Source organism: bacterium (assembly GCA_029210965.1).
Lineage (GTDB): Bacteria > BMS3Abin14 > BMS3Abin14 > BMS3Abin14 > BMS3Abin14 > JALHUC01.
On the sequence record JARGFZ010000009.1, the window covers coordinates 57,907 to 71,678 of the forward strand.

General features: G+C 53.2%; 11 protein-coding genes. 3 read left to right on the forward strand and 8 right to left on the reverse strand.

What is annotated here, in order from left to right; genetic code table 11:
* Window positions 1-77 precede the first annotated feature (77 nt).
* From rplU to P1S59_05710, 8 genes are all read right to left on the reverse strand, one after another.
* Window positions 78-389, reverse strand: coding sequence for a 50S ribosomal protein L21 (rplU, locus tag P1S59_05675; protein MDF1525741.1), 312 nt, complete (start codon window positions 387-389; stop codon window positions 78-80).
* Window positions 390-1,030: 641 nt separating this feature from the next.
* Window positions 1,031-2,536: an Rne/Rng family ribonuclease gene (locus tag P1S59_05680; GenBank protein MDF1525742.1), complete on the reverse strand. Its 1,506-nt coding sequence runs from the start codon at window positions 2,534-2,536 to the stop codon at window positions 1,031-1,033.
* A gap of 270 nt (window positions 2,537-2,806) precedes the next feature.
* A complete protein-coding gene (locus P1S59_05685) occupies window positions 2,807-3,841 on the reverse strand; it encodes an IS630 family transposase (GenBank protein ID MDF1525743.1) in 1,035 nt (344 codons plus the stop codon).
* Window positions 3,842-4,048: 207 nt separating this feature from the next.
* Window positions 4,049-6,655 (reverse strand): TIGR03960 family B12-binding radical SAM protein, encoded by a 2,607-nt coding sequence (locus P1S59_05690; GenBank protein ID MDF1525744.1) that lies wholly within the window; start codon window positions 6,653-6,655, stop codon window positions 4,049-4,051.
* 178 nt (window positions 6,656-6,833) lie between these two features.
* Window positions 6,834-7,607 (reverse strand): sugar phosphate isomerase/epimerase, encoded by a 774-nt coding sequence (locus P1S59_05695; GenBank protein MDF1525745.1) that lies wholly within the window; start codon window positions 7,605-7,607, stop codon window positions 6,834-6,836.
* Window positions 7,604-8,596, reverse strand: a complete 993-nt coding sequence (locus P1S59_05700) for a potassium channel protein (protein MDF1525746.1) — start codon at window positions 8,594-8,596, stop codon at window positions 7,604-7,606. The genes P1S59_05695 and P1S59_05700 overlap by 4 nt, the downstream gene beginning before the upstream one ends.
* A gap of 86 nt (window positions 8,597-8,682) precedes the next feature.
* Complete coding sequence (locus P1S59_05705; protein MDF1525747.1) at window positions 8,683-8,952, reverse strand: zinc ribbon domain-containing protein; 270 nt, start codon at window positions 8,950-8,952, stop codon at window positions 8,683-8,685.
* Window positions 8,953-9,113: 161 nt separating this feature from the next.
* A complete protein-coding gene (locus P1S59_05710; protein ID MDF1525748.1) occupies window positions 9,114-9,965 on the reverse strand; it encodes a PHP domain-containing protein in 852 nt (283 codons plus the stop codon).
* Window positions 9,966-10,406: 441 nt separating this feature from the next.
* Here P1S59_05710 and P1S59_05715 point away from each other — a divergent pair, with 441 nt between their 5' ends.
* The 3 genes from P1S59_05715 to P1S59_05725 all read left to right on the forward strand — a co-directional run bounded on the left by P1S59_05715 (window position 10,407) and on the right by P1S59_05725 (window position 13,706).
* A complete protein-coding gene (locus tag P1S59_05715) occupies window positions 10,407-11,966 on the forward strand; it encodes a serine/threonine protein kinase (GenBank protein ID MDF1525749.1) in 1,560 nt (519 codons plus the stop codon).
* Between the two features lie 247 nt (window positions 11,967-12,213).
* Window positions 12,214-12,960 carry an ABC transporter ATP-binding protein gene (locus P1S59_05720; GenBank protein ID MDF1525750.1) on the forward strand — a complete coding sequence of 249 codons (747 nt, stop codon included), beginning with the start codon at window positions 12,214-12,216 and terminating at the stop codon, window positions 12,958-12,960.
* Window positions 12,957-13,706 (forward strand): ABC transporter permease, encoded by a 750-nt coding sequence (locus tag P1S59_05725; GenBank protein ID MDF1525751.1) that lies wholly within the window; start codon window positions 12,957-12,959, stop codon window positions 13,704-13,706. The genes P1S59_05720 and P1S59_05725 overlap by 4 nt, the downstream gene beginning before the upstream one ends.
* Window positions 13,707-13,772: the final 66 nt, after the last annotated feature.

Sequence of the window (13,772 nt, forward strand, 5' to 3'; positions counted from 1 at the left end):
ACAAATCAATGACATACAGTTCAAGTCATTGATTTGGGCACCCCACACGGGGTGCGTTGATGCTCTATGTTATTCCATCAACTTTTGATGTTGTCGATAAGAACGCCAGTGTAATCCTGACGATGACCCTGCTTCCGGCGGTAGTTCTTCCGGCGCTTCATCTTGAACACGATGATCTTGCGGTGGCGGTCATGTTCTACCACGGTGCCGGATACACTGGCACCATCCACGATCGGGCTGCCTACCTTGACGTCAGCTCCCTCTCCTACGAGGAGTATGCGATCAAAATCCACCTTCTCCCCTACATCGGCAGTGAGCTTTTCCACCTTGATGATATCACCCTGATTGACGCGATACTGCTTACCGCCTGTTTCTATAACTGCGTACATGACTTCCAGCCTCCCTTTATTGCTGCAAAAGTAGCTTCTTTAATAGGAACAGAAATAACTACCAGAAGGGGCGTTTATTGTCAATAAGAAGGCTGGAAGATCGTGTTCGCTCCGCGAACGTAACAAAGTGTCGGGGTGTCGGCGTAACGGGGAGAAAGCCTGTTCGCTTCCGTCTTCGCTTTCAGCTACGACGTGACAAGTCGCGAACGAAACGGGGAACCGGGGAAACGGAGAAACGGGGAAAGATCCGCCGCCCACTCTGTCATTGCGAGGCCCGAAGGGCCGCGGCAATCTCGAAGTTCAAAAGCTAATTTATTGCAGCGCGACCGACTGAAGGCCGCTCCGAAGGGTTTTCAACACCCTTCGCTCTACCTTACTGGATACTTGCTCCAGTCCTTCTTCAAACCGGGATTGCCGCGTTACCCTCGGTTACCTCGATGCGCCTCGCAATGACGCTGGCCTGTGGCCGGAGTTCCAGGTTCCGGGTTCTGGGCTATAGGCCTTTTCGTAAAGTCGCTCCGTCGCACAGTCAGGATATTCCTACTGGCTCCTGGCTCCTGGATTCCGGCTCCTGCCCTATAAGGATTCCCGAAGGGTGATAACGCAGCGGATGGCGTGCTATTGAGGGCCGCCCCCTCCCATCAGAGTCCCATTATTTGATACTGCTCCTGATGCAGGTTATAGTCCGTTTTGAGAACCACCTTCTTCTTGATACGCTTCTCCAACGACTCCAGATACTCACTCTCCTCCTCATACAACAGGTCGGCCACCTTGGGATGCACCATAAGGACGATCCTCTTCCCCTCCAACATCGACGATTCTCTTTTCACCTGGCGAAAAATGTCGTAGACGATAGTGCGCAGAGATTTGATAAGACCCTTCCCATCGCAGTAGGGGCAGGGCTCAGTCATGATAGAGGCCAGGTTATCCCGGGTCCTTTTGCGAGTCATCTCCACAAGACCCAGTTCCGATATCTGGAGGATAGTAGTCTTGGCCCGATCTCCCTTGAGCGCCTCCTCCAGAGAAGAGAACACCTTTTTCCTGTTGGAGAACTTTTCCATGTCGATGAAGTCGATGATGATAAGTCCACCGATGTTTCGCAGCCTCACCTGGTAAACAACTTCCAGAACCGCCTCCATGTTTGTCTTGACGATGGTATCTTCCAGGTTTCGCCGCCCCACAAACCGCCCGGTATTGACATCGATGGCAGTGAGAGCCTCGGTCTGGTCGATGACTATATACCCCCCGGACTTGAGCCAGACCTTCTTGCCCAGGGCTCGGTTGATCTCCATTTCCACACCAAAATGTTCAAATATAGGCTCATCGTCCTCATACAGGGTCAGCGCCTCCTTGAGGTCAGGCATGAACTTCTTGGTAAAATCGGAAAGTTTCTTGAATTCGTCCTTGGAATCGACGTAGATGGCATCGATATCGGCATTGTAAAGGTCTCTGAGAACCCGGAAGGCGAGATCCAGTTCTGCGTAGAGCAGGCTTGGAGCCCGAGACCTGGGCCGGCGTTTCTTGATCGTATCCCACACGCGCACCAGGAAATCCATGTCCTGACTGATCTCCTCATCGGTGGCCCCTTCTGCTGCGGTCCTTACAATCAACCCCACACCTGGGGGTTTAAGGTCGGTGATGACACTTCGCAGCCTCTCCCTCTCCCTGGGATCCTGAATCCGGCGGGAGACCCCCACCTTTACAAGGTTGGGCATGAGCACAAGCATTCTGCCCGGTAAGGTGATGTAGGCGGTAACTCTCGCCCCTTTTGTACCGATGGGTTCTTTGGTGACCTGAACGAGAACTTCCTGTCCTTCTTTCAGAAGGTCCTCAATGGCGTGACCCGACGAGGTCATCACAGGGAAATCATCGTCCCCGTTGATCTCATCCTCGCTGAGCATCTCGGCGTACTCCCCCATGTCCAGAACGATGTCTGACGCATGGAGGAAGGCAGCCCGGTCATGGCCGATCTCTACAAAGGCAGCCTGCATTCCAGGCAGTACCCGGACAACCTTACCTTTGTAGATGTTCCCCGTGACTCCGCGGTCCTTGATCCTGTCCACGGAGATCTCCGAGACCTGGCGGTTCTCCAGAAGAGCCACCCTCATCTCGAATTCGTTGGCATTGATAATAAGATCCGTTCCCATTGTGTAAACCTTTCAATTTCGAAGAAAAATTATTAACGCGCGGAATGCGCGTTGGTTTTAAAATACAGAACGCAGAACGCAGCACGCAGGACGCAGGAGGGAAGAAACCAGGACCCACAACTGATGCATGAAGAGCTGCCTCGCTAAAATCCCGGGGAAGTTCACTATTGGCAGTCTTCGTGCTGAAGTATATTCGAAGGTATCTCATAACTTCCGGTGCTCCCTACTGAGCAGTCTATTATTTATTAACCCGGCGACCCATTAGAGTAATTATGCCGCATATGCAATCCTCGGATGTTTGAAATAGCTGCGAACTCTTGCTGGTTTTTTTTGCAGCATTCTCAAATGCGAAATCGCTTTTGCCCTCAATTTATTTCCTGATCTTGCTGGTGTTCCAGAGTGTACTCCTGCTTTCAAATCGCAGTTGGGATATTCGTCCGGGTTAAGCTCTGGAGAGTATGACGGTAGGTAGAATACTTCTATTTTTTTAGTGTTTTTTCCCAGCCAGGTTTTGACAACTTTGCTGTGGTGAACGCGAAGGTTATCCAGAATCAAAAACACCTTCCTACCAGCGTCTTTTTTCAATCTTTGCATAAAGCGGATGAGTTGCTTACCGTTCATACTCCCCCTGTAGGTCATAAATCTCACTTTACCCTGGTTGGTGATAGAAGATATGAGGCTAATTGATTCTCGCTTGGCGTTTAGCCGTAATACCGGAGTTTTCCCCTTGGGTGCATACCCTCGACCGTGCTGACTATCGTTCCTTAACCCTGTTTCGTCTCCCCAATGAATCTCGGCACCTTCAGCTTTGGCCCTTTTTTTGATCATTGGATATTCTTTGTTCAGCCACTCATTTACTGCGGCAGGTTTTTGCTCATAGGCTTTTTTCAAAGGTTTTTGCGGTGTGAACCCCCAGCGTTTCAAATATTCACCGACTGTCCGAATAGGCATTTCAATCGACCATTTCTGGCGAATCAATACCTGGACCGCACCACGTGTCCAGAGTGCGAAATCCATCTTTAGCTGCTCTGGAGATTTATCCGTGATAGTTTGCATTAGTTCAGCCTCACGCTCTGGGGTCAAAGTTCGTCGCTCACCCCTTTTAGTTCCTCGAGGCTTTAATTTAATTCCTTTTTCTCCCTCTCTTTCGTAGGTTTTGTACCAGGTGCACACGGTCGTTTCGTGGACTCCAACTATTTCCGCGATTTCCTTGTATGCGCGCCCTGCTTTGCGGAGTCGGACCGCTTGATTCCTTAGTTGCTGTTGGGCCTCTCGACTAATACTGCGAGCATCGAATTTATTCATGCCAACATTCTAGCACTTTCTCTATTGATTTGCCAGGTTAATAATAGAAACATAAATAACAATTATTTTGAATTAAGTCAGGGAAATAGTACAGGGTGAACCGTGAAAAGTGAATCGTGAATAGCAGGATACTTTTGAAATCGTTCCCTCTGTTCACCGTTCACGGTTCACAATTCACTCTTCACAATTCACTCTTCACTGCCAGTCTCAATCCCAGATCCTCGCCCACCCCGGCCGGCCGCCGGCCTTATCATTTTCCATGGCGAAGGTAAGGCTGGTGCGGGTCAACCGCACATCGGCAGGAACCTCCCCATCAGTGCCCATAAGGGCTTCGAGCACTTCCTGGGGTCGGGCGCTGCCCTTTTCACCCTTCAGTGCAAGGGTGAAGATCAGTGTCCTTTCATCAAACACCTTCATATCGGTGAGGTATTCCTTGAGATCGAGAGTCCGCTCTTTACCCTTTTTCACACGGATAACAGGCACGGAGGGTCGGCTCATGAGGTCCCGGACCTTTTCCTCCAGCCCTTCGAGGGGGTCGGGGAGAAGGGCCTCGTAAGTGATGAACCTTACCCTTCCGTTCAAGGCAGGAACATCCACGGAAACCTTCCAGGAATCAATGACCCTGATACCTGCAGGTAACTGTTCGTTGAGACTGTTCATGACCTCCTCCGGAGACCACGCTTCACCCAGCTCCAGGTCCAGCCACTCCGCCAGCGCCTCGGTGCCTGTGGGCAGCGAAAGGGCAAAGGTGATCCGGGGTTTGGGACTGTAACCTCCCGTGAAGGAGAGTGGAATATCTGCCCGGCGACAAGCTCTTTCGAACATCCGGGCCATCTCAAGGTGCCCCAGGTACCTCAGATCTCCCTTTTTACTGAAAACGATCCTGATCCTTCGCAGGGACCTGTCAGCTTCCTGCATTTCCTGTTGGGGAGGAAGTTTAATGTCCGGGTCTGCCAGAGCCAGGCGCAGGGGCGGTAGAGCGTCCATCTGTTCGGGAGTGCAGACTCCGCAGGCGAAGCACCCCGCCTTGCGGCAATCAGGGGTTACCTCTCCAGCCAGACCTTTCCTGTACTCCAACAGTTGAAAGTCCCGGCTCACACCGCAAGATATGTGGTCCCACGGCAGGATCTCTTTCGTATCCCTCTCCCTGGAAGCGTACCATTGAGGCTCCAGGCCCTCCTGTATGAAGGCTTCGCTCCAGATCTTCCAATCAAAGTGCTCGTCCCATCCGTCCATGGCAGCACCGGCACGCCATGCTGATTCGATCACCCGGGCGGTTCGTCTGTCCCCCCTGGCCAGTGTGGCTTCCAGAAGAGCCTGGTCGGTCCTGCTCCAGCGAACCTGTATTTTGCCTCCCCGGAGCTTCTTATGGAGGTGATCCAGCTTCCTTTTCAGCTCCGGTTCAGGATCCTGTGCTACCCATTGGAAAGGTGTATGTGCCTTGGGAACGAAAGGAGATATGTTGACTGTTACCTTTGCCTTGCCGGGAGCCTCACCGGCAATTGTCCTGACCAGCTGAACGATCCCATCGAGATCCTCATCTTTTTCCGACGGCAGTCCGATCATGAAATAGAGCTTCACCGCTTCCCAACCGTGACCGAACACCCATCGGGCAGTCTGAATGATCTCCTCGTCGGTAAAGTCCTTGTTAATAACCTTCCTCAGCCGCTCGGTACCTGCCTCCGGAGCGATCGTAAAACCGGTTCTGCGCACTCTCAGGATCTGTTTCGCCACAGAGGGCGTCAGTCCGCCGATGCGCATGGAGGGGAGTGAAATGGACACCCGGTCCTGCCCATGACGGTCCATGACAGTCTCGAGAACCTCATCGAGGGGTCCGTAATCCCCGATGCTGAGACTGGTGAAAGCAAGATCCTCGTAGCCGGTCAGCTTCAGAGCCTCTTCCACAGCCTCCAGCAGAGACCGGGTTTCCCTTTCACGGGTGGGTCGGTAGACCATCCCCGCTTGACAGAACCGGCAGCCCCTGGTGCATCCCCGTGTAGCCTCAATATTGATCCGATCGTGAATGGGGGAAAGGAAGGGCACGATGAAGGAAGCGGACGGGAGCGAAACATCCAGAGATTCGATGATGGACGGTCCCACACTTCTTGGGACCCCCTTTGATATGACCTCTTCGATAGTGCCGTCCGCCTGGTAACGCGGCTCGAAATCCCCGGGGCAGTAGACTCCGGGCATTCCCTTTAAGGCTTCGATCCTTTGCGCGCGGTTGGCCCCCGACAGGATCTGTCCCTTGAGAACACTGAGCATTTCGGTCCACTGTCTTTCCCCGTCCCCGAGGTAGAAAAGATCGAAGAACTCTGCCATGGGCTCGGGGTTAAAAGCACACGGGCCACCTCCCATGATGACAGGGTCATCATCAGAACGGTCCCGTGCGTAAAAAGGTATGCCCGCGGCATACAGGATCGTCAGGATGTTGGTGTAGGTAAGTTCGGACTGCAGAGTGAAACCAAGGATGTGACACTGGGCGAGAGGGGTTCTGGATTCCAGGGTGGGAAGAGAAATGTTTTTCTCACCCAGGAGCGCAAGAAGATCCTCACCCGGGAGAAATACACGTTCCACCTGGACTCCCTGCAGATCATTGCCAAGGCCGTAGAGGATCCGGGTGCCGAGATGTGACATCCCCACTTCATACAGGTCTGGAAAAACAAGGCCCGCCCTCAGGATCACATCTGCGGGGTCCTTGTGGACCGAGTTGATCTCCTGACCAAGGTACCGGGACGGCTTTTCCACCTGCCCTAAAAGAATGTCCCACCACCCCTGAGACATTCTTTTAGCTGATGTATTGCCACTTCCCATTTTATTCAAATTCCATAGACAGTGATTTCATTTTCAACAATCAATGACTCGCACTGTAAGTCATTGATTTGTAAGGAAAGGGAAAACGACGCTTTTCCCTTTCCGTGGAGCGAAAAATCCCGGATTGGATTTTTTGCGACTTTATCAACAATGACCAGACAAATAATTCTGGATACCATTATATTTCCAGAATTATTTGTTGGAAGTTCAAAAGTGACCGTTTCGTCTCCTCCATGGAGTGATGTTCCAAAACGGCAACCGGTTCAAGGCCCCTGGCCTCTATCTGGCTGCACAGGGACTTGAAATCAAAAGTACCTTCACCAACTGGCTGATGCAGATCCCGGAGGCCGTTGTTATCGTGAAGGTGCAGTTCGCAAAGCCCATCCGAGAAAGCGTCCAGCCACTGCCCGAGAGTTACCTGGGAGAAGATCAGCAAATGGCCTATGTCGAGGCAAAATCCCAGTTCTTTACCGAGCTTTTCCCTCAACTTTGCGAAGTGATCGGGTCGGGTGTCGAAAACATTTTCCAGGCAAACCCGGGTATTGACCCTGTTTGCCACTTCGAGGAGCTCGCCCCACACCCGGAGGCTGTTTTCCAGCCACAGCTCCTCCCGGAAGGCGAATCGAAACTCATCGAAACCGGGGTGGAAAACGATCTGTCGCGGCCCCACCTGGCGGGCAAGTTCCATAACCTGGGAGAAACGAAGTCTTGTGACCTCGAGGACCCTGGGATCGAATCCGCCGGGTGCAAGGTCTACAAAAGGAGCGTGGAAGGTGAGTTCCTTGCCCTCTTCCCGCCATCTGATCATCGTGGAGATATGGTCCTCGGCCATGGAGTCGAGAAGTTCTCCCGGCAGGTAGATCTCAGGGTAAAGGCCGCAGCTGTCCAGAAATTCGAGGTTCTGGTCTAAATCCTTAAGACTTGCCTTGCCATATAGGGAGGAACAGGTCATGAGCTTCCAGGGGCCGAACTCAGCTTTTCGAGATCATCTCCTCGTACGAGGATCACGAGAGTGTCGCCCGCTTTGATCTCTGTGTTAAACGGGGGGTTGAAATCCATGGAACCGGTGGCGCTCTTTATGGCCAGGATGATAATATTATAGTCCTGTCGGAGCCCGGAGGTAGCCAGGGTAGTCCCGACGAGTTTCGATCCGGAAGCGATGTGCATCTCTTCCAGAACGAGGTCCATCTCCTTGTTCTGGATGATGTTCTCCAGAAAATCCAGGACCGTAGGGCGCATGATGGCCTGAGCTATCCTGTGGCCGCCCAGAAAATATGGGGATATCACCTTGTTGGCCCCTGCCCTGACAAGTTTCTTGATGGTCTCTTCAGCCGCGGACCTGGCCACGATCCTCAGTTTCGGGTTCAGCCCGCGGGCCGTCAGGACGATAAAAACGTTCTGGGCATCGTCGGTCACAACCGAGACCACCCCCGCTGCCCTGTCTATGCCCGCAGCCAAAAGCTCTTCATCGCTGGTGGCGTCCGCTTTCATGTAGAGATATCCAAGCCTGTCGAGCTCATTGAGGACCTCGTCGTCGTTCTCGAGCACAACCAGGGGGATGCCCTTATCCGTAAGTTCCTCGCAAATGATGCGGCCCATCCGGCCAAAACCACAGATAATGTAATGGTCCCGCAGTTTCTGGATCGACTTCATGGATCTCCTCCCGAGCACTGCCCTGATACGGTTTTCCAGAATGAGCCTGCTCGCCGTGCCGACGGCAAAACCCAACGAACCCACACCAAGCAGGATAATGAGGATACTTAGGAACTTACCGGTTACAGAAAGGGGATGTACTTCTCCGTAGCCAACGGTGGAAATAGTGAGGACAGTCATGTAAAAGGCGTCTAAAATATCCCAGCCTTCTACTACCATGTAGCCGACAGTTCCGCCGGCGGCCACCAGAACAGGCAGGGCGAGGGCAACCCTCAAGTGGATCAACATGGAGCCGTGATGACTTCCTCCACCCAAAGGGTCCCGTTCCCCTTTTCCCCTGACCCGGCCGCCTGTCACATGCTCATCCGCAGGTATCAGCCAGATTTAGCGGCCGGACATCCCTGGCAGGACGGCTTATTCTTTTCAGTTCCGCATGACGGTGTTTCAGCCTTGGAGGGCACTGCCGGCCGCGCATAGTCGCTCTTGTACCAGCCGCTTCCCTTGAGAATGAAGTTTGTGGCAGCAATAAGACGCTCAACCGGTCCGCCGCACTTCGTACACTCCTTTACAGGATCATCGGTTATCCTCTGGACAACCTCAAACTCTTTTTTGCACTTGCTGCATCGATATTCATAGGTGGGCATTGAAATGACACTCCTTATCATTTGGTGAAAAGTAAAAGGTGAATCCCGCCAATGGCGGGACTATTCACGATTCACGATTCACTGTTCATCCACCTTCGCATAAAGCTTCGGTGGACAGGCTGTTCACTGACTACTGAATTTAGGCACTATTATCCCCTCTGTCAACGAGGGGAACCTTTCTGGTGCAGTTGTTTCAAATCGTCAGCCACTGACCTGGGGATATTCAGGTTGCCGACACCAACTCCCAGACGCGTCTCCAGCATCCCAGGACCGTGAAAATCGCTGCCCCCGGTGAGGATGAGACCGTACTTTCTGGCCAGGGAACAATAGAGGGCCGTCTCCTCCTTTGAGTGGCTGTAATAATAGGCTTCGACACCGGCGAGCCCCATGGAGGCAAGGCGGGAAAGGAGTTCAGACAGTTCATCCTCCGTCAGTGAAAGTGTCTGGGGATGGGCAAGAACCGGAAGTCCCCCCGCAGACCGAATACGTTCAATGGAAAATTCCGGTGTCATCTTGTCGCGATCGGCATAGGCGGCGGCCCCCTTGCCCAGGTAGCGATCGAAAGCTTCCTTGAATGTGGCTACGTAACCTCTGTTCACCATGGCGGTAGCAATATGGGGACGTCCCATGCTCTCACCGCCCGCGAGAGCGGCCACCTCATCCCATTGGAGCGGACATCCCAGTTGGGCCAGTTTGGACAGTATAATGTGATTTCTGTCGTCCCTGCCGCCCCGGAGCCAGGACAGGGTTTCCACAAGTTCGGCATCCGACGGGTCAACAAAATATCCGAGCATATGCAGCGTACCGGGGTTGTTCTCAGCGCTGATCTCGATCCCTGGAATGAGCTCTATACCTAACTTTGCCGCCTCCTCGGAGGCTTCCGCCAGACCCGAAAGGGTATCGTGGTCGGTAAGGGCTATAACCTGGATACCCATGGCATGAGCGTGGCGCATCAACTCGGCAGGAGAAAGTTTCCCGTCAGAAGCGTTTGAGTGGGTGTGGAGGTCGATCATGTGTTGCGATCCTCCGCAATAGTACCCAGGAGCCAGTACCCGGTATTCAGAAAAAAAACTTAGTTCATAACCAACTGGAAATATTACCTTTCAGGACTATTTAAGTCAACGCCTTGACACGCCTGGCGCACCTGACGGCGCTTGCTTTTTGTTTCATTCCAAAACCAAGATGAAGAGGATAAAAGGGATTGGTTTCTCACTTACCAGGATTAAACCCTTATGTTCAGGTTTTCTCTGCGGTCCTATGCCATAAATACGACTGGATTCCGGATCATTAAGCCGATGGCATGACATCCAGAATGACGTTTATTGAAGTTTTTACCTAGACACCTCGATACCTGGATACCGCTTTTCTCCCCCTCGCGTCTCGTGGTTATCCAAAACTTCTGGCTCCTAGATTCTGACTTCTGAATTCCTGCCGTTTCTGCTACCTTTCCTCCTATGGAACGTTCTTTCGGGAATTACATCCTCCACGAACGAGTGGGCATCGGAGGCATGGGGGAGGTCTTCAGGGCTACAAAACACGGACCTGACGGGTTCGAGGTACAGGTGGCCCTAAAAGTCATCCTTCCTCACCTTGCCAGGGAAGAGTCGTTCAAGAAGAGGTTCTCCCGCGAAGCAAACCTGGCAGCTTCCCTTCAACACCCGAATATAGTCAAGGTCAACGGTTTTGACATCATCGATGGAACCCCCGTTATCGAAATGGAATATGTACCGGGGGCTGATCTCCGGAGGATCCTGCGCCTGTCTTCCCCCAGGGAAAAGCTTTCCCTGAATGAATCGATCGCGATCCTCTATGCAGTGGGAAGAGGGCTTAACCATGCACATCGTCAGGGGGACGGGGAAAAGGGTGAAGGAGGGATCATCCACTGCGATCTCAACCCTCACAACATTCTCATATCCACCCTGGGAGAGGTTAAAATCGCCGATTTCGGGATCGCACGCGCCATGCTCGGTGATATAGCCGCCAGCGCCACCATAAGGGGAAAGCTGGCCTATATGTCACCAGAACAGATGGAAGGCAGGGAACTGGACCAGGCCACGGATCTTTTCTCCCTGGGCATCATCGCTTATCAGCTGTTATCGGGAAACCACCCTTTTGATCGGGGAAGCGAAGCCGCAACCATCTCTGCCATCGGGAAGGCTGAACATATTCCTCTGCGCAACGCAGCCTCTGGGCTGCCCTCTTCCCTCTATGAACTGGTGGACCGGCTTCTCACGCTCGATCCGGCCGAAAGACCTCCCAACGCCGCTTCGGTCCTGGAAGCCCTGGAACCGCTTGTCCTGCCCTCTGCCGTCACTTCACTCGCCAGTCGGGTACGCTCCCTGGTGCCTGAAACACACCACGCAGCTGGTATCGTTTTAAACAGTTCACTGACGGCACCGACGATCCCGCGATCCAGAAGGTCACGTCTCTGGCCATATCTGGCCATGGGTACAGCAGGCATTGCTCTCGTCGCAGGTGTTTTTCTTCTCCCCACAGGCATGGAGTCGAACACCGCTCTCCCAATGCAAATAAAGGCTGTGGCGCCGGAACCGGTCTCCACACCATCCCCCCAGCCTGAAGCACTTCCTCTCGAACACACCATAACTCTGGGATCAGTGCCTCCTGGAGCCAGCATCCTGGCTGACGGTATCCCGGTTGGGACCACCCCGGTGTCGATCAGGAGCGGTTTTGATGACTCCACAGTGAACATGGAGGCCAGACTCTACGGATACAGGGATGAACCTTTTCGGATCCCACCCGGAGTGGATGAGCAGTACGTTGTCACCCTGGTCCCTTTGCCCACAGGCACCGTCAGGATCAGCGCCAACCCCTGGGCCAGGGTGATCTTCAGGGGCGAGGAAAAGGGCTATACACCCGTAACCATCCCGGACGTTCCCGTGGGAAAGCATACCTTTATCTTGAGTTACGATCCCCTGGGCGTGGAGCGGAAAGTCGGCAAGGAAGTCAGGGAGGGGATGAATACAGTCAGTGTGGATATGGGGGAAATTCCGTGATCTGTGATCCGCGGTGCGTGAAGCGTGAAGCGTGAAGCGTGAAGCGTGAAGCGTGAAGCGTGAAGCGTGAAGCGTGAAGCGTGAAGCGTGAAATCGAACAAGGTGTGCGGTGCTTTGTCAAGTGTGGTAAACGTGATCAGGGATCCCGGATTCCGGATTGAGAATTCTGGATTTATATCAATGAATTTTGTTCCGTTTTAATCCTCAATGCTCAATTCGGAATTCTCAATACATTTGGGAGCTTTTCTTGATAAATCTCAACAACATCAGTGTCACATATCAAACCGACGCCGGGGACCACAACGCCCTGAACAATGTGGACTTTTCCCTTGAAACCGGTTTATCATGCGTCTTTATTGGCCCAACCGGCTGCGGGAAATCCTCCCTTCTGTACCTTCTTGCCGGCCTGCTCAAACCTACCTCCGGACAGGTGATCGTAAACGGTGAACCGCTGGTCTCGGTGCGCCTTTCCACCAGCCTTATCCTTCAACAGCACGGCCTCTTTCCGTGGAAAAATACCTTTGAAAACACCTCCCTGGGACTTACCTTGCGGGGGGCGGAAAAAGAAGGAAGATCGGCGACTATCAAAGCTCTTATGGAAGATATGGGCATCTGGGATGTCCGCGACAGTTTCCCGGGTCAGCTCTCCGGCGGACAAAGACAGCGTGTAGCCATTGCCCGCTCTCTTGCCACTGAACCTGACCTTCTCCTCATGGACGAACCTTTCTCCGCCCTCGACTCCATGACACGGGAGTCCCTTCAGAACCTGGTCCTCGGCCTTTGGAGAAAACGGTCCTTCACCTTTGTCCTCGTCACCCACAGCATCGAAGAGGCGGTGTTCCTGGGCAGGCGGATCGTCATCCTTTCCCCCCGTCCGGGCAGGATAATTTCCATACTGGACAACCCTGGCATGGGTGAGGGATCATATCGCCTCAGCGAGGAGTATCATTTAAAGTGCCGGGAGATCCGTCAAATTGTGGAAGGAATATCGTGAAATACGAGAAGGGGAAAACAGGGCCCTACCTGCTTGCCCTGACGTTTATTTTCCTCCTCTGGCAGGGGGCAGCCCTGGTGCTCAGGACTGAAGCTCTCCCAGGGCCAATATCCGTTATGGCCGCATTTGTTGAGGAGATAAGTGGATCCCTTGGCAATCACTTTTTTATCTCCACCTACAGGGTCCTCGCAAGTCTGCTTCTGGCCCTTGTCACTGCCGTCCCGATAGGGATCGCCATGGGACGCATCAAGGGGGTGGACTCTTTGGCATCCCCTCTTGTCTACCTCACATATCCTGTTCCCAAGATCGCATTTCTTCCACTGGTCTTACTCGTCTTCGGAATAGGCGACAGCTCCAAGATCTTTCTTATCGCTTTTATCCTTTTTTTTCAGATCCTGGTTACCACCCGTGATGCCGCACGTGAGATCCCTAAAGAGTACATTCTGTCCATGCGAAGCCTGGGAGCCAACAGGGCGCAGAAAGCGGTTCACCTCGTTTTGCCGGCGGTGCTGCCCAGCATTCTGACCAGCCTGAGGATCGGCATCGGCACTGCCATAGCCGTTCTCTTCTTTGTCGAATCCTTCGCAACCAATCAGGGGCTGGGTTTCTTCATCCTCGATGCCTGGAGTCAGCTGGATTACGAAAGTATGTACGCGGGGATCGTCGCCATGGGGCTTCTGGGAGTGGTACTGTATGAGGGGGTTGAGGTCCTGGACCGGACGCTGTGCAGGTGGAATAAGATCTGATCTCAAATCTCAGAGAGAGTTTAAAGCCTTTTTAAAAGAGCTGCCCATCCGAGGAAGGGCAGCTCT